Genomic DNA, 20,416 nt, shown 5'->3' with positions numbered 1-20,416 from the left:
TGACAAGGAACGGAGCCAGGCCGTGAGCCTCCACAACCGCAAGCTCAAGGTCATCAACCTGACCATCGGCGGCAACTCCTACGAGTGCCAGATCAGCAACTGGGAGCTGCAGAACAACACCGAGGACGGGAACAAGATCTACAGCTACTGCCCGGACGGTGAGGACCGGGAGGAGACCGATCCGGACTGGGCGCTGTCGCTGACGCTGTACAGCGACTGGAGGGTCAACGGGATCTCCGACTACTTCATGACGAACGACGGCGAGGACGCCGCGTTCTCGATCGTCCACCACCCCGGCACCGTCGATGAGCAGGTCCAGTGGACCGGCAACTTGCGCATCAAGGCGCCGAACGTCGGCGGCGAGGTCAAGACCACCGAGACGCAGACCATCGTCCTTCAGTGCATCGGCAAGCCGGTCTACGCCCGCGCCTGATTCAGCCACTTCTTCTGACCACGTAAGGAGTTCGCCATGGCGCGGAGTACCCCGCCCACGCAGAGCATCACCGCTGACGGCCTGGCCGCCAACATGACCGCGCCGAACGCTGACGGCGACATCGCCGAGTGCGGCGGCGGCTACTTCATGACCGTGGACAACGGTTCCGGCGTCTCGGTCACCGTCACGGTGCAGACCCCGGACACGTTCCAAGGCCTCGCGATCGCCGACCGCATCGTCACCGTCGCGGCCGGCGCGACGAAGGACATCCCGCTGCCGCAGTACTACCGGCAGCCGCTCGACGCCGTGACCGGCCCTGGCAAGGCCCTCGTCGACTTCAGTGCCGTGGCGTCGGTGACGCGCGCGGTGAAGAAGCTGGCGGCCTGACGTGAAGCTGACCTTCGATGTGTCGTTCGAGGACGGCAGGCAGATCAAGGTGACGGCGGGCCCGCGCGACCAGCTCGTGTGGGAGCAGGCCGGCGCCGATCGCGCGTTCGGCATGCTGCTGGGCCGCGGCTACAAGGTCGGCGAGCTGTACTCGCTGGCGCACGCGGCGTTGAAGCGCCAGAAGCTGTGGACCGGCACGCTCACCGAGCTGCAGGAGCTGGCCGACGTCGAGCTCGGCTCTGAAGAGCCCAGCGCTGGCGAGGACGTCGACGACGAGGTCCCTACCCCCGCGGCTCCCACCAGCGACTCCTGATCGAGCTCGCGATCGCCACTGGCATCGCGATGAGCGAGTGGGAGGCACGCGGCCCGCGTGCCTGGGAGACCGCACTGGAGATCTTGCACGAACAAGCAGCACCGTCCGAACAGGACGGGCCACCGATGAAGGGGTGAGGTGATCCACGTGGCCGAGAAGCGCACCATCACGGTCACGATCCGGATCACCGGTCTCCGTCCGACCCTCGCGAAGTTCAAGGCACTGCCCAAGGACGCGGACAAGGAGATGCGTGCGGCGTCGCTGTCGATCGCGGGCGTGCTGGCCGTCAACATCAAGTCCGCGGCGCGCGCCAACGCCCAGTCCGCGCTGATGGTGCCGTCCATCCGGGCCCAGCGGGACCGGGTGCCGACGGTCGTGGCGGGCGGTACCCGCCGGGTCGGCTCGAACAGGGTGCCCGCGTTCAAGGTGTTGTTCGGCGCCGAGTTCGGTTCGCACGCGCTGAAGCAGTTCCGGCCGTTCAACGGCGAGGGCTACTTCTTCTTCCCCACCGTCGAGGACATGCGCGGCTACATCGACCGGGAGTTCAACGAGGCCGCGGACGAAGTGCTCCGTAAGTGGGGTGGGCTCTGATGGCCGCGAACAGCACGACCGAGCGCACGATCAAGACCAAGCTCGACGGCGAGTCGACCGGTGGTCTGCGCCGTGCTGTGCGCGAGCAGGAACGCGAGCTTGAGCGGCTGCGTAAGGCGGCCGAGAAGGAACAGGGTCTGTTCGTCGCGGCGACGACGAAGGGCGCGGACAAGGTCGCGAGCGCGCTGGCGTCGTCGGCCACGGGCGTGTTGAAGCTCGGCTCCGCTGTCGGCACGCTCCAGAGCGCGGGCTCGGCGGTGGCCGGCACCGTCGCGGTCGTCGGCTCGCTGTCGGGCAGCCTGCTGGCGCTGCCCGGTATCGCCGCCACCGGGGCTGTGGGCATCGGGGTGCTCAAGCTCGCAACGTCGGGGTTCGGCGACGCGCTGGAGGCGAGCAGCCCGGAGGAGTGGACCGAGGCCACGAAGAAGATGGCGCCGGCCGCGGTGAAGACCGCGGAGGCCATCCGGGCTCAGAGCGACCGGCTGGCGGCGTTGAAGAAGCTGGTGCAAGGCCGGTTCTTCGCGGGCTTCGACACCGACGTCCGCGACCTCGCCGAGCGGTACTTCCCGCTCCTGGAGAAGGGCACCGGCGACATCGCCGGGAACTTCAACCTCATGGGCCGCAACGCCTCCAAGGCGCTGCTCGCGCCGTCCTCTGTGGAGGCCGTCAACAAGATCCTCGGCGCGACCACGAAGACGACGAAGGAACTGGAGCCCGCGCTCGGCAACGTGCTGGGCGGGCTGCTGGAGCTCGGCGGCGTCGGCGCACAGCGCACGGTCACTCTCGGCAAGGCCGTGGCGAACCTGACCGGTGACTTCCGCGAGTGGGTGGCGGAAGGCGTCAAGACCGGCCGGATCAACGACCTGATCGACGAAGGTGTCGACACCGCCAAGGATCTCGGCCGCGTGTTCACCAACGTCGGGCAGATCGGCGGCAAGTTCTGGAAGGGCCTCAACGACGGCGAGCGTGACTTCCTCGAAGGGATCGAGGAGAGCACCCAGGCCATCGAGGACTTCCTCGACAGCGCCGAGGGCCAGCAGGCCATCAAGGTGCTCGGCGACACGTTGCGCACCACGGCCGACGTGGCTCGCAACGTGCTCAGGTCGGCGCTGGAGCAGGTCGGTCCCCTGATCCGAGATCTCGGCCCGGCCGCGCAGGGGTTCGCGCAGGGCGTCGGCCAGTTCCTGGTGAACGCCATCGAGACCGCGGGCCCGCTGCTTCAGGGCATGGCCCGGTTCCTCTCGGAAAACAAGGACGTCATCCAGGCCCTGACGCCGGTCGTGCTGGGCCTGGTCGTCGCGTACAAGGGCATGCAGGTGCTCAACCAGGTCAAGACGTGGGGCGCGGGGATCCCCGCGATGTTCGGCGACATCGAGAAGAAGGCCAACTCGGCGGGCGACGCGGTGGGCGACCCGAAGAGCGGTAAGGGCATCGCCGGGAAGCTCGGCCAGCTGCAGGGCCTCAGCGCGGCCGGCTTCACGATCGGCAGTCTGCTGACGATCGACGCTGCCACCAACAAGGGCCTGTCCGACGCGCTCAACTCGCTGAGCGGGTTTCCGACCGCTGCCGAGCGCGCGAAGGAGGGCCTGGGCGAGGACTTCTGGAGCCAGCTGTTCGAAGCGCCGGCCGCGAAGCCGGGCGACCGCAACGACATCCGCAACTGGGTCGGGGACTCGAACTTCTGGCAGGTCGAGAAGGACAAGATCGCGAAGAACCGCAGCTCGGGCATCAAGCTGGAGGTCACCGCGGACACCTTCGCCGCGCAGCTCGACCTCAACAAGCTGATCAACAGCGTCAACAAGTCCTCCGGCACCGTGAACATCAACGGCAACAACAACGGCGCGGGCTTCGCTCTGCGCACCGTGCTGGAGGAGATTGCGGCAGGCAAGGCCACCGTCATGATCGACGGGCAGGCCATGCCCGCCCAGGACGCCCTGAACAAGATCATCGAACAGATCAACATCGGCACCGGCACGGTGGAGCTCAACGGCAACACCGTGCCCGCTGGACAGGCGTTGCAGCAGATCCTCGGCCAGATCGGCAGGTCAGGAGCCAACCTCAACGTCGGCGCGAACACCAGCGGCGCGCAGGGCGTGATCGACAACTTCATCCGGATGAACAACGGCAAGACGATCCAGATCTACACCTCGGTGAACGGCTCTGGCGGCATCGCCTCGGCGGGCCGCCTGGCGACCGGTGGCCGGCCGTTCTTCAACGGCAAGGTCACCGGGCCAGGCTCGCGCACCAACGACCGCGCCGGCCTGTTCGCCCTGAGCCGTGACGAGCACGTGCTGACCGCGGCCGAGGTGGACGCGGCCGGTGGCCACGGCGCGATCTACGCGTGGCGTCGTGCGCTGCTCTCAGGTGCCCGTGGCTTCGCCGAGGGCGGCACACCTCGCGCCCTCTCCGCGTCGCTCGCGCAGGGCTCGTCGACGGCGCCGTCCATCTCGGTGGGTTCGCCGGCCGTGAGCGTGTTCATCGACGGCCGCGAGTTCCGCGGCATGGTGCGCGCCGAGATCGACGCCTCCAACCGTGGCACCCGCCGTGCGGCGGCGGCCGGAACCGGGCGGGGGTGGTAGGCCATGGCGGCGATCACCGCCACCTTCGACGCGACCCTGTCGCGCGTGGTGCTGCAATCCAACGGCTGGGCCGGTGGGGACCTCGCGGTCCGCTACTACGTGCGCCCCGCCGGTGGGAGCACGTGGGACACCGTGCGGGGCGCCCAGGCCGTGCCCGTGAGTGGCGGTAGCGCCGTCACTGCCTACGACTACGAGTTCCCGTGGTCGGGCACCGGCGCGGGCTCGGTCGACTACGCCGTCTACAGCGCCGCGACCAACACGTGGGCCTACGCCCTGGCGACCGCGGTGTCCATCACGGCCACCGCCTGGCTCAAGGTGGTCGGCTACCCGACGCTCAACCGCAAGATCAACCCGAACGACATCGGCGACATCACCCGAAGCGGCCGCAACGAGCTCATCTCGATCATCGCTCAGGGCGCGCCGGCCGCGACCGCGGACGTGATGGGTGGCCGGTCGACGTCGATCCTCATCCCCACCACCACGTGGGCGGAGTACAAGGCCGTCGACGACCTGCTGCGGGTGGGCGGCATCGTCATGCTGCACTCCGACGAGGCCGACCTCGGGGTGCCGACGATGTACGCAGTCGTCGAGCGCATGGTCACCCGGCGCACCGCGAAGACACACAGCCCGAAGCGGCGCATCGAGTTGCAGCTCGCCGAGGTCGCCAAGCCGCACTACGCCTACGCGGGCTCGGTCGGCACCTACCAGTCGGTGCTCAACCAGCACGCCACCTACCAGGACGTGCTCAACACCTACGCCACCTACCTCGCGCTCGCACAGATCGTGGGCAGCCCGGCCGACGTGGTGGTGGGCTGATGCGACCGGTCAGCGACACGTTGAAGGGCATCGTCTCCAGCACCCACACGGCCAAGACCCGCGTGCGCACCGTGACCGGGTTCCCGCAGTCGACGGCGCCCGCAGGCGCCGGTGAACCGCTGGCCGTGGTCGACGGGTTCGTGGAGATGGACTCCAGCGCCGAGGTGCGCTCGACCATCGACCTTGAGGTGCGTGCGCCGTACGGCTCGCTGCTGCCGGACGGCACCGAGCTGTTCGTCGAGTATGGGGTTGAGGTCAGCGGCGGCAGCTTCGAGTGGACCTCGCTGGGCTACTTCCGCATCGACGAGGTGACGCAGGCCGGCTGGGACGGCACCCTGCGGATCACCGGCTCGGACCGCATGGCCCAGGTCCGCGACACCGAGAACATGTTCTCCAGCCAGTCGATCCCGGCCGGCACGAGCGACCAGGTGTTCTACGCGAGCCTGCTCTACTCCAACCAGGCCCAGACGTGGATGCACTCCAGCGCCGGGGTGTTCGGCACCGCAGCCGTCGCGATCGTCTTCGACTACGACGCCAACTCGGCGACGGTCGGCTACCAGCAGCCGCTGGGCGAGGACACCTACTACGAGATGATGAAGACCCGCGCCGAGCGGTCGGGCAAGCGCCTGTTCTTCGACTACCTCGGGCAGCTCAACGTCGTCTCCGACGTCGTCGAGCCCAACCCGGTCGCCGACCTGATCGTGCGCGCGGGCAAGGGCGGCCAGCTGTCCAACGTCTCCCGCCAGATCACCCGCCGCGGCGTGTACACCTCAGTGCGGGTCACTGGTCAGCAGGCCACCGAGGGCGACCCGCCGTGGGGCTGGAGCGGTTCCGGTGGCGCGAGCGTGCCGAACCCGGCACCCAACGCGCCCAGCTGGTACGGCAAGTTCGGCCGGATCGTGAAGCGGTTCGCGTCGCCGCTGCTGCTCGACCAGCCCGCGTGCACCGCCGCCGCCGACACCTTGATGTCCAAGGTGAAGGGCCTGCCGTCGGTGCTGTCGTTCGACATGATCCCGCACCCCGGCCTGGAGACCCTGGACACGGTCGTCGTGACCTGGCCAGAGAACACGGCGTCCGCAGGCACCGTGCCGGACGCGACGACCTCAGGACAGGCCGAGGAAATCCACGTCGTCGACCGCCTGCGGTTCCCGCTCGCCGGTGGACCGATGAGCGTCACGACCCGCGCCAAGTACCTGGTGGTGCCCTGATGACCGCACCGTTCATCGATCCCGCGGACCTCACGCCGCTGCTCACCACCGGCGACGGCAAGGCCTACCCGTACAGGCCGGCGCTCTCGGGACGGCTCACCGCGTGGAACGCCGGCACGCGCGCCAACACCGTGAAGATCGGCGGCACCACCTACACCAACCTGCCGGTGCTCTCTCCCGCCGAGGCAACGCTCGCGGTGGACGTGACCGTGCTGTGCATCCCGTTCCAGGACATCTACGCGGTCGTCGGCCGCCTCCGGATCCCGTAAGGAGGGACCGCGTCATGCCCACCACCACGGAGCTGCTGCTCCCGTACCCGGCGCTCGGCGACCCGCCGAACGTGCCGCTGCACTTGCAGCAGCTCGCCGTCGCCACGAACGCGCTGCTGGGCCAGCGCGGCGCCTGGCGGCAGGACACCACCGGCCAGTCGGTCAGCACCGGCACGGACACGCCGGTCACGTTCAACACCGCGGCGGTCGCGGCGGTCGGCTTGTCCTACTCCGGCGGGGTGTTCACCGTCTCCAAGACCGGACGCTTCCACCTCAAGGGCAGCGTGACCTACCCGTGGGTGGCGAGCCTGGAGATGTGGGCGTGGCTCGGCCCCGCGTCGACCACGACGCGGTGGGACCTCGACACCCGCACCGCGCCGGCCTCGACCGGGCCACCGCAGACGCTGAAGGTGGACATCACCAGGGCCTTCAACAACGGCGACACGTTCCGGCTGTGGACATGGCACAACCGCGGCTCGTCGGCGACGTTGGACGTCTCCTACGGCGGCACCACCCACTTCGAAGCGACCTACTTGGGCGCGGCATGAACCCGTTGCGCCACAAGGCGATTCGAGGAGGTGTGGGTGGGTGACGTTGCAGCGCTGCTCACGGCTATCGGAGGGCTCGTCACGGCTGCGGGCGCGACGTTTGCGCTCGTGTGGAACACGGTGCGCTCCTCCAACAAGGAACGCACCTCGGCGGCCGAGCGGGCGCTTGAGCGTTTCGTCGCCGCGGCCGAGGACGGCGAGATCACGGGCGACGAGCTCGACGAGCTGCGTCAGGAGTTCCGAGGGGGTGAAGGCACGTGACGCGCATTGATCAGGTGGTCCAGGACGCGGCCGAGGATGCGCGCGACAACGGCCGGCGCCTTCGGCTGTGGCTGGTCGTCGCCGTCGTGCTCGTCGCGCTGCTGATCTCCAGCTACGCGGTGTTCAGGCTGTACCAGTCGATCGACAACCTCGGTTCCCAGGCCGACAACAACGCGAACGCGGCGAAGCTGCTCGCCCAGCAGGTCGAGAAGCTCGGCGGCGTGCCGGTCGTGCAGCCACCGGAACCCCGGCAAGGCGTTCAGGGCGAGCAAGGGCCAGCTGGCCGCGGCATCGCCGGAACCGCGCTCGTCGACGGCAGGTTGTTGATCGCCTACGACGACGGCACGAGCCGCGACGTCGGCCCGGTCGTCGGCCAGCCCGGCGCGGCCGGCGCACCAGGTCGCGGAGTGGTGGGCACGGCGATCGTCGGCGGTCGCCTGGTCGTGTCCTATTCGGACAGCTCGACCGAGGACGTCGGCCAGGTCGTCGGCACCGATGGCGATGACGGCCAGCCCGGCCGCGGAGTCACGTCGGTCGTCGCCGTCGACGGGCGACTCGTCATCACCTTCACGGATGGCACGACCCAGGACGCCGGGCCGTTGCCGGCGGGCCCACCGGGGGCACCTGGGCGCGGCGTGCAACGCGCCGAGGTGCGCGACTGCACGTGGTTCGTGACCTACACGGATGGCACGACCGAGTCCGCGGGCAACGCCTGCACAACCCAGACGGCAACGGTGACGCCGTCTCCGACCACCACCAGCACGGCACCGCCGCTGCTGCCTCTTGGGAGGTGACCCGATGCGCAAGATGTACGACTCCACGACCCCGTGGGAAATCCCGCGAGACGCCGAGATGGTCGCGGGCTACGTGGACGGCAGGTACGCCTGGCCGCAGGAGTGGTGGGACATGTTCCCGAACGCGGTCCATGTGCGGATCTCGGCCATTGGCCAGAAGACCGCTCAGGTCGGCGACGTCGAAGAGGGGTGCATCTGGCCGCCGGCCAACGCGGTGCCGTGGGTGCTCCGCGCTCGGGCGGCTGGCGAGGACCCGACGATCTACGTCAACGAGATGAACGACTGGGCACCGACGCGCGCTGCGTTCCAGCGTGCTGGCGTCCCCGAGCCGCACTGGTGGGTCGCGAACTACGACGGCGTGATCGAGATCCCGCCCGGCTCCGTGGCCAAGCAGTACGCCCACCCTCGCGACGCAGGCCGAGCGGCCAACGCGGCTCTGCGTGCGTGGGAGACCGGAAAGCACTACGACGCAAGCGCTGTCGCCGACCACTGGCCCGGCGTCGACACATCCAAGGAGGACGACGTGAGCTTCAAGGACACCACGGTCAACGCGTGGGGTGGCGAGGTCACCTTCGAAACGATCATGCAGGTGCTCGACCTGCGGGCGTGGGAACACGGCCAGAAGCTCGACGTGCTGACCAAGCTCGTCGGCGCGCTCGCCAAGGACCCGGCGCTCACCCCGGAGCGCGCGGAGGAGATCGTGCGCGACGCGGTGAAGAAGCAGAACGACGCGGCCCTGGCGGCGCAGAGGGCGCAGCTGGACGCGACGCTCGCAGTCGTGCGGGAGATCGTCGGTGCCCGCGACGAGGAGCTCGCCGCCGAGGTCGTCGACGAGATCGGCCGCCGCACGGCTCGGCCGGAGGCAGCCTGATGCGCTACTGGAAGCTGATCAGCGCGCTCGCTGGCACCGTCGTGCTCGCGTTGCAGACCGCGCTCGGCGACGGCTCGATCGACGTGCAGGACCTCGTGGTCGTCGGCGCGGCTGGGCTCGCGTCGTTCGGCGCGTGGCTCGTCCCGAGCACCACGGCGCTCACGGCCGTGAAGACGTGGGTGCACGCCCTCGTCATCGGCGCTGGCGTCCTGGCCCCCGTGCTCGTCGGTGGCGTCACGCCACAGGAGTGGATGACCGTGCTCGTCGCGTTCCTCACCGCTGGCGGCGTGGCGATGGCCCCAGGGCCGGAGCCGCGGCCTGTCGTGGTGCAAGGCTCGTTCCGCCTCACCGGCGACTAAAACGTCCGCGGCGCGGCCTCGGCCTGGTCAGCTGAAGCCGCTCGGGCCCGCGGACACCACGAAGCCCCGTGCACCTGGTTCCCACCCCCAGGGCGCACGGGGCTTCCGTGTGTCGTGCGTTAGACGGCGACGCCGATGATGAGCGCGATGCCGCCGAGGATCGCGAGGACGGCGATGGTGATCGCGACCTCGTGCCGGGTTCGCACGCCGGCGACGAGTCCCACGATGGCGGCCACGAAGCTGACCAGCAGCACCGGGGCGTTGAAGGTCAAGAAGGCGAGGAAGAGCAGCAGCAGGCCGACGATCGAGGCGACGAGGGCGGTCACTCGTCCCCACCTGATGCTGCCGGGCTGCGTGTTCTGGTCGGTCATCATCGTCCCCTGGTCAGATGGATGGTCCTCGATTACGTCCGTGCCGACGCTGCGGGTGTTACCTGCGCGCCACTCTCGGCGGAACGACTGAGGCCCCGTACGCCGGTGTACGGGGCCTCAGTGCTGTCTCTGCTACTTGCTGGGCTCGGCGGGCTCGGCGGGCTCGGGGTTGGGAGGCGTCGACAGGACCCGGCCGTCCGGTTCCCAGCCGTATCCGTGGCCCATCTGCGGTGGCGTTGTCATCAGCATCAGCGCGTTCCTTCCTATGCCTACTTGTTCGGCGGATGGTGGATGGGGCAGGTGGGATCGTCGGTGACCACGACGTGCTGCTGGCGGCGCTCCGAGTACGAGGCGCCGCAGGAGCAGTAGGTGGTGACGTCTCCGACGGCGGCTAACACGCGGTCTGGCTCGACCCGAACCACAGTTCGGTGAGCGTGGCGGGCTCGACCGCAGGCACATAGGCGCGGGCCAAGTCGGCCGTCACCACGTCCTCGTCCAGCGCGCCCTTCCACGTCCAGCGGATCGGCAGGGCGGGCGGCTCCCAGCGGTTGACCGGCGCGGGCGACGGGATGGGCGCGTACGGCCGATGACGACGGGCGTGCACCGACAGCAGGCTGGTGTCCCAGTCCTGCGCTGCGGCCTGGTCCAGCAGATCGGCAACTGGCCGCCCCTCGACGTGCCGGCCTCGAACGCGCTCGACGGTGGTCACTGGACTACCTCCGGGTCCATCGGCCGACCCTCTCCAGGGGCTCGACCTCGGCGTCCGGCGCACACGACACCGTCTCGTCGGTCTGCTGGTGCGTCAGCGCGGAACCACGCGGTCGGCCGAAGCACTGGCGGCACTCCCCGCAACGGCGCAGCTCGGTCACGCCCTCGTCGTTGCTGCCGATCGCGCCGATCGGTGTGCTGTTGAGCCAGTGGTCACTGGACATGGTCGGGTCCTTCCAGATGTGTTCAGGAGCGCGGCGTCCCAGGCCTCGGGGGGCCTGTGCCTAGGACGCCGCGCCGTACTGGCGCAGGTGCTGGGGAGGAACTGCGCCAGCTTGGGGCCCGTCCGACTCCGGGCCGGGCGAATGGCCAGTTGAGGAGCCGGACGGGGCGTGGTGGAGGTGGGCGCGGCCGGTACGTACTTCGGTCAAGTCCTGCCGGATCAACGCGAACACCGCGTGTCGAGTGCGGCGCTGGCGGACGGCTACGGAGAGGACCGAGGCGATCGCCGTGGCGACAACCACGACGAGTACGGCGATCGCGTACGCGCGCCCCTGGTCCACTGCCCACCTCCGGTCTTGGAGACCCAGCCCCGCCAAGTCCGTGCATCGGGAGCCTCAGCGGGGTGGGCCACCGGGCGAACCCGGCGGCACCGAATGTAGCGTTCCCGACGTCGGGAATGCGACGTTCCGAATGGGTGAACCTGCTCGTTCGAGCTTCTGGTGGGCGGGCAGACTGTCCATGCACAGCCGCACCCCGAGGAGCGTGATGACCGAGCCCGTGTTGCCGCCGCCGGCGTTGAGGAAGCAGTTGGCGGAACGCCTGATCAAACTGAGGAAAGACGCGGGCCTCACTCAAGAGGAGACGCGGAAGCGGACTCGACTGGCGCGTTCGACGGTCATCGACCTGGAGAACGCGGCGACCTCGAACATCCGCATCTCGACGCTCGTGAGCCTGCTCAACTGCTACGGCGTACCTGGCTCTGAACAGGTCGAACTCATCCAGATGGCCGAGCAGGCAAAACCGGACGGGCCGTATTTGGAATACAGGGACGTCGTGCCCAACTTCGCAAAAAGCTTCATCGAGCGGGAGGCTTACGCACAGCGCATTCTGCTGTTCCAGTCATCACGTGTTCCTGGCCTGTTTCAGCTGAAGAACTACGTTCGCCGCATTACCCAAGCCCGACACCCAGAACGCACGGATGCCGAGATTGAGCGCAGCGTGGAGCTGCGCGGGGTGCGTCAGCGGCAGGTGCTTGAGGTCAACAAGACGCACGTTCGGGCGGTCATCGACGAGTCGGCGCTGCTACGCGGAGTAACTCCGGAGCAGATTGAGCACCTGATCGCGGTATCCGAACTGCCGAATGTCGAACTACAGGTGGTGCCGCTTGCCCTTGGCGCACACGCCGCTCAAGGGGAGTCGTTCGACATCCTCTTCCACGACAACGCGCCAGCGATGGACGTGGTGTTCCTTGAGAACCTGGTCGATGCCGATTACCACGAGCGCGGAAGTCAGGTGTTCGCCGATTACGTCGCGGTCTTCGAGCGACTCTCAGAGCAGGCCGCCAGCGTCGAGGACAGCCGAGCGCTGCTGACTACCCTCAGGGGTGCATCGGGAGCTACATGAGAGGGGTGTAGGGATGACCACCCTTGCCCAGGCCACGGGGACGTGGCGCAAGAGCAGTTACAGCAACAACGGCAACGACGGGTGTGTAGGGATGGCCTGGTTCAGCAGCGAGCTGCGCGGCATCCGTGACCTCAAGGAGGGTCCGGACGGCGCGGTGCTGCCGTTCCACGGCACCGCCGTAGATGCCTTCATCAGGTGGGCCACGACAAACCAGCTCTGACCTGGACAAACGAGGGGCGCTCCATATTGGGGCGCCCCTCGTCGTACGTAGACTCCGGCGCTACGTGTCTTCCGCCTCGTGCCAGTTGCCGCACAGCAGGAACGCCGTGAAGCGCATCGAGTCGGCACACCGGTCGAAGCAGTCGGTGAACTCGGCCTCCCAGTTCAGCGGTGGCTCCTCACCGGGCCGGCGTCGTCGCGACGGGCGCTGAGCTCGGGGGCCTCGTGCTGGACGGCGCGGAGGACATCGGGGGCTTCGTCGCCTGTGGCGAGGTCGAGATCGGCGGGGCCGGCGACTGCGAGGACGTGGGGCTCGGTGGGGCCCACGTCGTCGGCGGCTTCGTCGGGGCCGACGTGGGCGGCAGCACCGTGGTCGACGGTGCCTCGGGCATGGTCGACGACGGCGCCGAGGGGCTGGTCGAGACCGGGGACGACGTGGGTGGCCGCGGAGCCGAGGTCGTGGGCTGGGGCGCGCTGCCGCCACCGCTCAGCGCGAGGGCGGGCACCGCGATGCCGATGGCACCCAGCGCGACCGCTCCGGCCACGATCACCATTCGTTTGCGCACTTGCAGCTCCAGCAGGTCAGTGGCGCCAGGATCAGGCACCCTCACCCGTATCCATGCGGTCGGGCTTCGGCCCGGTTGCCCGTGTGTCCTGGATCACGATCTCGACGCAACGGGCTCGTCGCGCGGCTTCGTCCAGCACCGCGCGCCGGGGTTCCGGCACGTCCAGGACGCGCGTCTCGGCCTTGCGGAAGACGTCCGAGAGCCTGCGGTCGTTGCGCAGGACGTCGAGCGCCTGCCAGTCGCCGCCAAGCACCACGCTGTCGAGTTCGGCCAGGCGCGGGACGAGCACCCTCGCGACGTCGTCCGCGGCGGCCTGGAGCGCGACCCTGGCCTGACCCTCGCGGCGCCGGGCGAACCGCTGCTGCGACCACCCGCCCGCCCTGATGCGGCCGTGGACCTGCTTGCGGTCGGTGGTCGACACCTCGACCCTGCCGCCGAACGCCACGCCGATGCTGTGGCCGCCGAGGCGCACGAGGACGAGGCCGATCCTGCGGGGCTCCGCCAGCTTCGCGATCACCTCTCGCACAGAGGTACCGCCGCGCGTCGGGAACGTGGCCGTCGCGCCGTCGCCGGCTGTGATCTCGACCTCGGCCTCGGTCACCCGGATCTCGGCGGCGCCGTGCCGGTCGGCGAACCTGGCTATCCAGCCCTCGATCCGTTCCGGCTCGACCTCGACGGCCCGCCCGCCTGGAACCGGCCGCACTCGGCTCATGCGTCCCACCCCTTGGTCACAGCCGAGTCGGCCGACGTGCACACAGTAGAGCCGACTCGACACAGCCCGTGCACGGCACGAAGATGTTACTGATGGGTTCGCAACGCTTGACAGATGAGTCTCGAAAGCGTGAACTCATCAACCGTATGGATTAACCATTGACTCCATCCGGCTCCGACCAGCGATGTTCACGGGCGGGTAGGGTCACTGGGGCGTGATCTTATGACAGCGGGGAGTCACCATGACGACTGCTGCCGGTCGACCAACACTGACCGTTGAAGAAACGGACTCAACGGGCCACGGCAGCCTTACGCAGCTCTTGACGACGGGACCGTTCCCGGAAGCGTTGAGGGCCGCGATCAAGGCGAGCCGGCTCAGCCTCGACCGCATCCAGCACCGGTTGGCACTGCGCGGCGTCACCATCAGCGTCGCGACGCTCAGCTACTGGCAGTCAGGACGACGACGGCCTGAACGCCCTGAATCACTGGAGGCGCTGCGGCACCTCGAGTCGGTTCTGGGAGTACCTCAGTCAGGTCTTTCGGCGCTGCTCGGCCCACCTCGTCCGCGAGGCCGCCGTTGCCGCCCGACGACGATGATGCCGATCGACGCCCTCTGGGCGCGTCGTGAGCGGGTCGCGAACCTGCTCTCGAAGGTCGACACGTCCTCTGACCTGAAGCTCGGCCGGATCAGCCAGCACGACCGCATCGAGATCTCTGCCGACGGCGGGCAGAAATCAGTGTGGGTGCGGCAGATCCTCCGTGCGGAGCAGGACGGCCCAGACCGTTGGGCGCTCGTGTTCGAGACCGAGGAGAGCGACGTGCTCCCCGAGATCACGAACGTGCGCAACTGCCACCTCGGCCGCATCGCCCGTGACCACGAGGCCAACATCATGGTCGCGGAGATGATGTTCGAACGGCCGCTCACCCGCGGCGAGACCCTCATCATGGAATACCAGCTGGTGTTCCCCGAGGGCCACGCCCCCAAGGGCAACAACACGTTCGCGCGCAAGTTCCGGCTGCCGGTGCGCGAGTACGTGATCGAGGTCCGGTTCGACGAGACGAACCTCCCGTCGCGCGTGCAGCAGTACAGCGTGCCCGCGGGCGACGAGACGCCGTCGCGGCGCCGCAACCTCACCCTGGACTCGGGTGGCGGCGTGCACGCCGTGGCGCTCGGGTTCGGGCCCGGTGTGTTCGGCATCCGGTGGGAGTGGCCGAACCGCTAGCTCGGCTCTGACAGACGTGCGAGGGGCGCTTCCCAGCCTGGGAGGCGCCCCTTTCGCCGTGTTCCCCTCCTGGGATGCGAGAAGGCCCCCGACTCCGTGAGCCGGGGGCCTTCCGTCGCATCAGCTCAGATCATCACACCCAGCCGGCGACGCTGAGGGTCACCGAGCGGATCGAACCGCGGTCGGAGCCCACCACGTCGGCGACCTTGAACACCCACGTGCCGTCGGCGGGGTCGGCGGTCAGCGAGGACAGCGGCGCCCCCGCCTTCCACGAGCCCGTGAACGGCGCGTTGGCGCTCGTCACGCCCGAGAACGGCAGCGTGGCGTCGTCGGTGAACACGGCCTGGCAGATGTTGTTGCCGGTGCCGCCAGCCCGCGAGAACAGCGTCACGGACTTGCCGGACGGCGAGGTGAGCGTGCCCACCAGGTCGCCGACGAAGGTGTGGTCGATGCCGACCGTCGTCGAGCCCTCGGTGGCGGAGCACGCGGAGCCGTCCACGGAGAACTTCAGGTTCGACGCCGCGCCGACACCCGTGACCGGCAGCGAGACCGAGACGCCGGTCTGGTCGTTGTCGGGGATGGCCAGCGGCTCGCCGGCGTACGCGAACGTCTTGAACGTGCGTGACGGCTCACCCACGCGGAGCGTGAACGAGGTGGTCGTCGGCGACGTCGCGCCCGAGTAGGTCACCCGAGCGTCGAGCTTGACCGCCGAACCGAGCACGGCGGAGGCCGGCACGGTCACCTTGTAGGTGTTGCTGACGGTCTGGCCCGGGTCGATGTTGCCGTAGTACTTGGACCGCGGCGCGATGGTCACGCCGGCGGACGTCGTCGACAGCACGACCGAGGTCGACGCGGCCGAGCCGTCACCGTTGTTGGCGACCGGCACCGTCACCGTGGAAGTGGTTCCCGGCTTCAGGAAAGCGCTTCCGTCGGCGTCGTTGACGATCGTCGGCTTCTGCGCGCGAGCCAGTGCCTGCGGCGACGCGCCCGTGTACTGCAGGGCGCGGTCCGCCATCACGATACCGGCGCCGGTGCGGTTGTCCACACCGGACTCGACGATGTCGATCGCCGTGGCCACAAGGGCTTCCTTGACCTCAGCGGGCGTCAGCGTCGGGTTGCCGGACAGGATCAGGCCGGCGATCGCGGCGGCGTTCGGGGCCGAGGCGGACGTGCCGAAGAACGGCGCGAAGCCCGGCACCGACGTGGTCACGCCGTCGGCCGCGGTGATGTCCGGCTTCTGCCGGGTCTCGGCGAGCGGCGAGCCGTCCGGCGCGAAGAACGTCTTGCGCGGACCGTCAGAGGTGAAGCGCTCCGGCTTCTGCGTGCCGTCGAAGGCGTTGGGGTACGGGCCCTTCGGGTTGGCCGGGTCACCGGGCTCCAGGTCGAACGGCAGCGCGGCGGCGGCAGGTGCGGCCGCGACCGAGATCGCGCCCTTGGCCGCCGAGTGGCCGCGGGTCGTGCCCGGCGTGACGTACTTCTTGAGGCCGTCGTTGGTGTCGGCGAACCGGCCACCGAACAGCGACAGCGCGAAGTACTTGTCGTCACCGCGGTACTTCACGACCGCGAGGCGCGTGCCCGTCGAGCTGCTCGGGGTGTTGATGCGCTCGTACGGGTCCTGCGCGCCGTCCTGGTTGTTCTGGCTGAAGGTGACAACGTTGCCCTGGGCGTTGACCAGGTACAGGTCGTAGTCGTTGGCCGACTGGCCGAGCGGGTCGGCCCAGTGCAGCACCACCGGGGTGTCGCCGGAGAAGTTCGACAGCGGGTCGAACAGCTGCTTGGCGTTCGGGTCCGGGTTGAAGTCGTGCGCGCTGCCGGCGAACTTGCCGACGCCCACACCGGAGTCGACGAACTGGCCCTCGTAGTGGCCGGAGGTGCCGTCCGCGACGTTGCCCTGGTTGCCGGCGCTGGAGAAGAACATCGCGCCGTCCGCGACGACCGCGTCCACGGCGCGCGCGATGATGCCGTCCTGGAACGGCGACTCGTTGAAGTAGATGACGTCGTCAACGATGACATCGCAACCGAGTTCGAAGCGCAACTTCTTGATGTTGTCCGCGAAGCTCGCGTCACCGTTGAACGCCGTGGCGAAGCCGAGTTCGGCGTTGGGCGCGAGGTCGTGCAGGATCTCGAGCATCGCGGTGCCCTCGTCACCGGAACCCGCCTGGCCCGTCAGGACGTCGACGGCCGGCAGTTCACCGGAGGCCTGCGACACCGCCAGCGAGCTCACACCGTCCGACAGCGCGCAGAGCTTCACGCCGACACCGGTCACGCGGAACGTTCCGCGCGCGGCCTCGGCGTTGTGCGCCTTGTCGCTCTCCGCGACCTTGGCGGCCTGGACGGACAGCTGCTTCTCGGACAGCCGGCGCTCGATCTCGCGCGACTTGTCCTCTTTGGACGGAGCCTTGGACTTGGTGTCCTTCTTGTTCTTCACGTCCTGCGTCATCGCGTCGCTGCCCGGCTCGACGCGGGCGACGTCGGAACGCCCGGCGATCTCGGCGATCTTCGCGACCGGGACCTCTGCGCGCACGGTGCGGTGCTCGGGGGACACTGCCCGGATCTGTCCGCCCGCGGCGCGGACAGCGTTGACCAGGTCCTCGGAGTACTGCTTGGCACGGATGTCGACGAGAGTGGTGGCCTTCGGCGTCACGGCAACGCCGGTCTGCACCTGCGGAAGAGCGCTCGTGGTACCAACTGAGACGCGCTTGCGCGCCTCCACGACCAGTGCGCTGTCCACCTTGGACTCGGCAGGGGTGAGCGACTTCTTGATGCTCTGCAGCGCGGAGATCTGCGCCGCCGTGCGGTCGCTGATGGTCTTGGACGCCTTGCCCGGATCAGCGGACGCCGGCGTGACTGCGGTGAGTGCGGCCAGAAGAACTGCGGTACCTGCGGTGACTAAGGTCGTGCCTCTTCGAGATCGGCGCACAGGAGTTTCTCCCCCGAACGTTGGCGTGCCCCCGAGCACGCGGCCTGCGACCGGAGATTCCCGGTCGAGGCGTCAACGTATGGTGCTTGCGTGATCACAGTCAGCATCCGATTGGGCTAGTTCCCACTTAGCAGACGCAATCACACTTCACAGAACATCGTCAGAGGACGAAGGCATCCGTCCACAGCTGACCCGTTCGCCCGGAAAGGGCTTCCAGCAGTGCCGCGGCCTGGTTGTCGGTGAGCGAGGCGACGAAGTCCACGACGGCCCGCCCCCGCGCCAGTCCCCTGACGACATCAGGACCGACCGGAAGCTCCCCGGTCGTACCGACCAATGTGGACGGCTCCGTCCGGGCGAGCGCCGCGTACTCCGTTTCGGCCAGCTCCACCAGATCGTGCAGCCTGCGCGGCAACCGGTCCGCCTCTGCCCGATCGGTCACCCACTGCTCCAGAGCGTCCACCAGCGAACCGAGCAGACGCGCCTGTCCACGTTGGTGCAAAGCCAGATCCGGCCGCAGCAACACGAACCGCCGGTGCACGAACTTCAACACCTGAACCTCGTGCCACTGCTGAACGGCCAGCACCACATGCCCGGACCGCGGCGTCGGCTCCTCGATCACGCCAACGGCGTCGACAAGCCTGCGCGTCCACCGCGCACTGAACCCGGCAACCGCCTGCTCGGCCTCGACCGACCCGTCGAACGGCACCGACAGCAACCCGTCGACGAGTTCCTTGCTCACCTTCCGCACCGCGAGCGCGAACGCCTCGTCGCTCATCACCCAGGAGTCCTTGAGGTGCATGCGCCTGCGGAGCGTCTCCAGCGACCGCCCGGGCATCCGAATCTCGGCATACAGCTCAGCGTCACTGAGCCCGGCGAGGTCCAAAGCCTGCGCCTGCCACGTGCCGAGCTCCGCGGCGACCGTCGCGTGCTGCAACACCCCGACCCGGTGAAAGTCCTCCAGGTCGTGAATCGCGTAGGCGATGTCGTCCGCGGTGTCCATGACGCTCGCCTCGACCGTCTGCTGCCACGACTCGATCCGCCCGTCGAACGGCTCGCGCGCCTGCCGCAGATCGCTGATCTCCGTGACGTACGCCGAGAACTTCGAACTGCCCGTGCCCGGCATGTCATCGGGCTCGCCGGCACCACGGGGCGCCACCGCCAGGCCAAGCTCCTGGTGGCGCGTCCACGGGTACTTCAACATCGCCGCCCGCACCGCCACCGTCAGGTCGAGCCCCAGTGCCTTGGGCCCGCGCACGTCCGTGGTCGTGACGATCCGGAACGACTGCGCGTTGCCCTCGAACCCGTCCGGCAACCCGAACCGGTGCCGGGCCAGCCTGTCGAGCACCTGCTCGCCGAGGTGCCCGAACGGCGGGTGCCCCAGATCGTGCGCGAGCGCGGCCGCCTCGACCACGTCGGGGTCGCACCCACCCAGCTTCTCCAGCACCGCGGTCAGCTCGGGGCGGTTGGTGAGCCGTTCGGCGATGGCGCGCGCCGCCTGAGCGACCTTGAGGCTGTGGGTGAGGCGGTTGTGCACGAGCAGCCCGGAGCCGGTGGAGCTGACCACCTGGGTGACTCCACCGAGCCTCGCGAAGAACGGGGAGCTCGCTACGCGGTCCCGGTCCACCCGGAACGGGTTCGTGGCGAGGTCGGCGGTCCTGCCCACTCCCGCCGACCGGCGGGCGGTGCGCTGCTCGTTGTGCATGCGGAAACGGTAGACGGTCCAGTCGGCGGCCGTGACGGCTGTACTGGGCTTGGCCTCGGCGACCAGCTTCTTCGAGTAGCTGTCGAGGATCCTGGTACCGACCTGCTGCGAGTACCCCAGCGCGATGGCCGCCATGATGAGTGCCACCTGGTTGTCGAGCTTCTGCCCCGCGATCGCTCCCGCCTTCAGCGCCAGCTTCGTGACGAACAGCGGCACGCCGTACGTGTACGGAGCCAGGCTCAGTTCGAGCTTCATCCCGGTGACGGTCGCGGCCACGAGAGCGCCGAACACACCCCAGCCGGCTACCCACCAGAAGCCGCCACCACTGCCGGAGGCGCCACCAGTCGGGCAGACGCCCTTCCCGCACAGTGGAAGCATTCCCGCCCGCCACGACGTGAACAAGCCGATCACGGTCATCAGGACCAGCAACACCAATGCCGTGTAGAGCAGACGATTCCGATGCCCGCGCAAGGTGCGGTAGCTGTCATCGGCCGTCTTGAAAGCCGCGGCCAGTGCGGTCTCGACCACGACGCGGTCCTCGGGCGCAACGGCCGAGGCCGTCGTGGCATCGATCTTGCCAAGTGCCCGGTACCGCTCGTTCTTGCTGGTGAGGTGAGCACCGACTCTCGCTCGCACGTCCGGCAACCTGCCGGCGAGATCGGCACCTATTCCAGGAGCACTCCCGAGAGGGAGTCCAGGGGCTGGGCCTGCTGGGTCGTGTGGAGACCCACATCGCCGCCTGCTCGCTGAGCGCGACCATGGATGCGCGATCATTACGTCAAGACACGAAAAAGGCCCCTGCGGGGAGCGCTTGTGGCGCTCGACCCGCAAGGGCCTCTTCGAAATAAGTTCGGCGGCGACCTACTCTCCCACACCGTAACCAGTGCAGTACCATCGGCGCAGAAGGGCTTAACTACCGGGTTCGGAATGGGACCGGGTGT

At 68.7% G+C, this 20,416-nt stretch carries 25 protein-coding genes and 1 rRNA gene; 16 read left to right on the top strand and 10 right to left on the bottom strand.

The genetic code is table 11. The features are described from left to right. Window positions 1–22 precede the first annotated feature (22 nt). The 13 genes from ACIRG5_RS42335 to ACIRG5_RS42275 all read left to right on the top strand — a co-directional run bounded on the left by ACIRG5_RS42335 (window position 23) and on the right by ACIRG5_RS42275 (window position 9,429). Window positions 23–433 (top strand): hypothetical protein, encoded by a 411-nt coding sequence (locus tag ACIRG5_RS42335; RefSeq protein ID WP_402916056.1) that lies wholly within the window; start codon window positions 23–25, stop codon window positions 431–433. A gap of 36 nt (window positions 434–469) precedes the next feature. After that, on the top strand, window positions 470–820 hold the full coding sequence (locus ACIRG5_RS42330) for a hypothetical protein (protein WP_402916054.1): 351 nt from the start codon (window positions 470–472) through the stop codon (window positions 818–820). Between the two features lies 1 nt (window position 821). Further along, window positions 822–1,133 (top strand): hypothetical protein, encoded by a 312-nt coding sequence (locus ACIRG5_RS42325; protein ID WP_402916052.1) that lies wholly within the window; start codon window positions 822–824, stop codon window positions 1,131–1,133. Between the two features lie 147 nt (window positions 1,134–1,280). Beyond that, window positions 1,281–1,724 (top strand): hypothetical protein, encoded by a 444-nt coding sequence (locus ACIRG5_RS42320; RefSeq protein ID WP_402916050.1) that lies wholly within the window; start codon window positions 1,281–1,283, stop codon window positions 1,722–1,724. After that, the gene (locus tag ACIRG5_RS42315) at window positions 1,724–4,303 is read left to right on the top strand and encodes a hypothetical protein (protein ID WP_402916048.1); all 2,580 of its coding nucleotides are present in this window, start codon (window positions 1,724–1,726) and stop codon (window positions 4,301–4,303) included. The genes ACIRG5_RS42320 and ACIRG5_RS42315 overlap by 1 nt, the downstream gene beginning before the upstream one ends. A gap of 3 nt (window positions 4,304–4,306) precedes the next feature. Continuing rightward, window positions 4,307–5,119: a hypothetical protein gene (locus ACIRG5_RS42310; protein WP_402916046.1), complete on the top strand. Its 813-nt coding sequence runs from the start codon at window positions 4,307–4,309 to the stop codon at window positions 5,117–5,119. Beyond that, on the top strand, window positions 5,119–6,327 hold the full coding sequence (locus tag ACIRG5_RS42305; RefSeq protein ID WP_402916044.1) for a DUF5047 domain-containing protein: 1,209 nt from the start codon (window positions 5,119–5,121) through the stop codon (window positions 6,325–6,327). Before ACIRG5_RS42310 ends, ACIRG5_RS42305 begins: the two co-directional genes overlap by 1 nt. Then, window positions 6,327–6,596 (top strand): hypothetical protein, encoded by a 270-nt coding sequence (locus ACIRG5_RS42300; protein WP_402916042.1) that lies wholly within the window; start codon window positions 6,327–6,329, stop codon window positions 6,594–6,596. The genes ACIRG5_RS42305 and ACIRG5_RS42300 overlap by 1 nt, the downstream gene beginning before the upstream one ends. Window positions 6,597–6,610: 14 nt before the next feature. Next, the gene (locus ACIRG5_RS42295) at window positions 6,611–7,144 is read left to right on the top strand and encodes a hypothetical protein (RefSeq protein ID WP_402916040.1); all 534 of its coding nucleotides are present in this window, start codon (window positions 6,611–6,613) and stop codon (window positions 7,142–7,144) included. 36 nt (window positions 7,145–7,180) lie between these two features. Then, window positions 7,181–7,405 carry a hypothetical protein gene (locus ACIRG5_RS42290; protein WP_402916038.1) on the top strand — a complete coding sequence of 75 codons (225 nt, stop codon included), beginning with the start codon at window positions 7,181–7,183 and terminating at the stop codon, window positions 7,403–7,405. Then, complete coding sequence (locus tag ACIRG5_RS42285; RefSeq protein WP_402916036.1) at window positions 7,402–8,199, top strand: hypothetical protein; 798 nt, start codon at window positions 7,402–7,404, stop codon at window positions 8,197–8,199. The genes ACIRG5_RS42290 and ACIRG5_RS42285 overlap by 4 nt, the downstream gene beginning before the upstream one ends. A 4-nt stretch (window positions 8,200–8,203) precedes the next feature. Next, the gene (locus ACIRG5_RS42280; protein ID WP_402916034.1) at window positions 8,204–9,070 is read left to right on the top strand and encodes a hypothetical protein; all 867 of its coding nucleotides are present in this window, start codon (window positions 8,204–8,206) and stop codon (window positions 9,068–9,070) included. Further along, window positions 9,070–9,429 carry a hypothetical protein gene (locus ACIRG5_RS42275; RefSeq protein WP_402916032.1) on the top strand — a complete coding sequence of 120 codons (360 nt, stop codon included), beginning with the start codon at window positions 9,070–9,072 and terminating at the stop codon, window positions 9,427–9,429. Before ACIRG5_RS42280 ends, ACIRG5_RS42275 begins: the two co-directional genes overlap by 1 nt. Before the next feature lie 119 nt (window positions 9,430–9,548). On the opposite strand, the gene ACIRG5_RS42270 is transcribed toward ACIRG5_RS42275, so the two are convergent. The 5 genes from ACIRG5_RS42270 to ACIRG5_RS42250 all read right to left on the bottom strand — a co-directional run bounded on the left by ACIRG5_RS42270 (window position 9,549) and on the right by ACIRG5_RS42250 (window position 11,071). Then, a complete protein-coding gene (locus tag ACIRG5_RS42270) occupies window positions 9,549–9,755 on the bottom strand; it encodes a hypothetical protein (RefSeq protein WP_402916031.1) in 207 nt (68 codons plus the stop codon). 314 nt (window positions 9,756–10,069) lie between these two features. Continuing rightward, entirely contained in the window at window positions 10,070–10,198 is a 129-nt protein-coding gene (locus tag ACIRG5_RS42265) for a hypothetical protein (RefSeq protein WP_402916030.1), read from the bottom strand. Next, a complete protein-coding gene (locus ACIRG5_RS42260; protein WP_402916029.1) occupies window positions 10,192–10,509 on the bottom strand; it encodes a hypothetical protein in 318 nt (105 codons plus the stop codon). Before ACIRG5_RS42260 ends, ACIRG5_RS42265 begins: the two co-directional genes overlap by 7 nt. Before the next feature lie 4 nt (window positions 10,510–10,513). Beyond that, window positions 10,514–10,732 carry a hypothetical protein gene (locus ACIRG5_RS42255; protein ID WP_402916027.1) on the bottom strand — a complete coding sequence of 73 codons (219 nt, stop codon included), beginning with the start codon at window positions 10,730–10,732 and terminating at the stop codon, window positions 10,514–10,516. A 60-nt stretch (window positions 10,733–10,792) separates the two neighbouring features. Continuing rightward, window positions 10,793–11,071 carry a hypothetical protein gene (locus ACIRG5_RS42250; RefSeq protein ID WP_402916025.1) on the bottom strand — a complete coding sequence of 93 codons (279 nt, stop codon included), beginning with the start codon at window positions 11,069–11,071 and terminating at the stop codon, window positions 10,793–10,795. A gap of 205 nt (window positions 11,072–11,276) precedes the next feature. On the opposite strand from ACIRG5_RS42250, the gene ACIRG5_RS42245 reads away from it, so the two are divergent. Further along, complete coding sequence (locus tag ACIRG5_RS42245) at window positions 11,277–12,134, top strand: helix-turn-helix domain-containing protein (RefSeq protein WP_402916023.1); 858 nt, start codon at window positions 11,277–11,279, stop codon at window positions 12,132–12,134. 13 nt (window positions 12,135–12,147) lie between these two features. Next, window positions 12,148–12,354: a DUF397 domain-containing protein gene (locus ACIRG5_RS42240; protein WP_402916021.1), complete on the top strand. Its 207-nt coding sequence runs from the start codon at window positions 12,148–12,150 to the stop codon at window positions 12,352–12,354. Window positions 12,355–12,532: 178 nt separating this feature from the next. On the opposite strand, the gene ACIRG5_RS42235 is transcribed toward ACIRG5_RS42240, so the two are convergent. Together ACIRG5_RS42235 and ACIRG5_RS42230 are read right to left on the bottom strand one after the other, a co-directional pair. Further along, the gene (locus ACIRG5_RS42235; protein WP_402916020.1) at window positions 12,533–12,919 is read right to left on the bottom strand and encodes a hypothetical protein; all 387 of its coding nucleotides are present in this window, start codon (window positions 12,917–12,919) and stop codon (window positions 12,533–12,535) included. Between the two features lie 31 nt (window positions 12,920–12,950). Beyond that, complete coding sequence (locus ACIRG5_RS42230; protein ID WP_402916018.1) at window positions 12,951–13,631, bottom strand: acVLRF1 family peptidyl-tRNA hydrolase; 681 nt, start codon at window positions 13,629–13,631, stop codon at window positions 12,951–12,953. A gap of 319 nt (window positions 13,632–13,950) precedes the next feature. Between ACIRG5_RS42230 and ACIRG5_RS42225 the strand changes: the two genes are divergently transcribed. Beyond that, the gene (locus ACIRG5_RS42225; RefSeq protein WP_245822512.1) at window positions 13,951–14,853 is read left to right on the top strand and encodes a helix-turn-helix transcriptional regulator; all 903 of its coding nucleotides are present in this window, start codon (window positions 13,951–13,953) and stop codon (window positions 14,851–14,853) included. Window positions 14,854–14,986: 133 nt separating this feature from the next. On the opposite strand, the gene ACIRG5_RS42220 is transcribed toward ACIRG5_RS42225, so the two are convergent. From ACIRG5_RS42220 to rrf, 3 genes are all read right to left on the bottom strand, one after another. After that, entirely contained in the window at window positions 14,987–17,773 is a 2,787-nt protein-coding gene (locus ACIRG5_RS42220; RefSeq protein WP_402916016.1) for a S8 family serine peptidase, read from the bottom strand. A 160-nt stretch (window positions 17,774–17,933) separates the two neighbouring features. Next, window positions 17,934–19,475 (bottom strand): dGTP triphosphohydrolase, encoded by a 1,542-nt coding sequence (locus tag ACIRG5_RS42215; protein WP_319981433.1) that lies wholly within the window; start codon window positions 19,473–19,475, stop codon window positions 17,934–17,936. An 848-nt stretch (window positions 19,476–20,323) separates the two neighbouring features. Beyond that, window positions 20,324–20,416: ribosomal RNA gene (rrf, locus tag ACIRG5_RS42210) — 5S ribosomal RNA — on the bottom strand; the annotation flags it as partial.

The organism is Lentzea sp. NPDC102401 (assembly GCF_044765805.1).
In the GTDB taxonomy this organism is placed as follows: Bacteria; Actinomycetota; Actinomycetes; order Mycobacteriales; family Pseudonocardiaceae; genus Lentzea; species Lentzea sokolovensis.
The sequence above is the reverse complement of the archived record's forward strand: the minus strand, read 5'-3'. Positions and strand labels throughout refer to the sequence as shown.

Excerpts from the sequence above, each read along its gene's own strand:
- ACIRG5_RS42330 (WP_402916054.1), top strand. The coding sequence starts at position 470 with ATGGCGCGGAGTACCCCGCCCACGCAGAGCATCACCGCTGACGGCCTG.
- ACIRG5_RS42315 (WP_402916048.1), top strand. The coding sequence starts at position 1,724 with ATGGCCGCGAACAGCACGACCGAGCGCACGATCAAGACCAAGCTCGAC.
- ACIRG5_RS42310 (WP_402916046.1), top strand. The coding sequence starts at position 4,307 with ATGGCGGCGATCACCGCCACCTTCGACGCGACCCTGTCGCGCGTGGTG.
- ACIRG5_RS42305 (WP_402916044.1), top strand. The coding sequence starts at position 5,119 with ATGCGACCGGTCAGCGACACGTTGAAGGGCATCGTCTCCAGCACCCAC.
- ACIRG5_RS42300 (WP_402916042.1), top strand. The coding sequence starts at position 6,327 with ATGACCGCACCGTTCATCGATCCCGCGGACCTCACGCCGCTGCTCACC.
- ACIRG5_RS42295 (WP_402916040.1), top strand. The coding sequence starts at position 6,611 with ATGCCCACCACCACGGAGCTGCTGCTCCCGTACCCGGCGCTCGGCGAC.
- ACIRG5_RS42280 (WP_402916034.1), top strand. The coding sequence starts at position 8,204 with ATGCGCAAGATGTACGACTCCACGACCCCGTGGGAAATCCCGCGAGAC.
- ACIRG5_RS42275 (WP_402916032.1), top strand. The coding sequence starts at position 9,070 with ATGCGCTACTGGAAGCTGATCAGCGCGCTCGCTGGCACCGTCGTGCTC.
- ACIRG5_RS42255 (WP_402916027.1), bottom strand. The coding sequence starts at position 10,732 with ATGTCCAGTGACCACTGGCTCAACAGCACACCGATCGGCGCGATCGGC.
- ACIRG5_RS42245 (WP_402916023.1), top strand. The coding sequence starts at position 11,277 with ATGACCGAGCCCGTGTTGCCGCCGCCGGCGTTGAGGAAGCAGTTGGCG.
- ACIRG5_RS42240 (WP_402916021.1), top strand. The coding sequence starts at position 12,148 with ATGACCACCCTTGCCCAGGCCACGGGGACGTGGCGCAAGAGCAGTTAC.
- ACIRG5_RS42230 (WP_402916018.1), bottom strand. The coding sequence starts at position 13,631 with ATGAGCCGAGTGCGGCCGGTTCCAGGCGGGCGGGCCGTCGAGGTCGAG.
- ACIRG5_RS42215 (WP_319981433.1), bottom strand. The coding sequence starts at position 19,475 with ATGCACAACGAGCAGCGCACCGCCCGCCGGTCGGCGGGAGTGGGCAGG.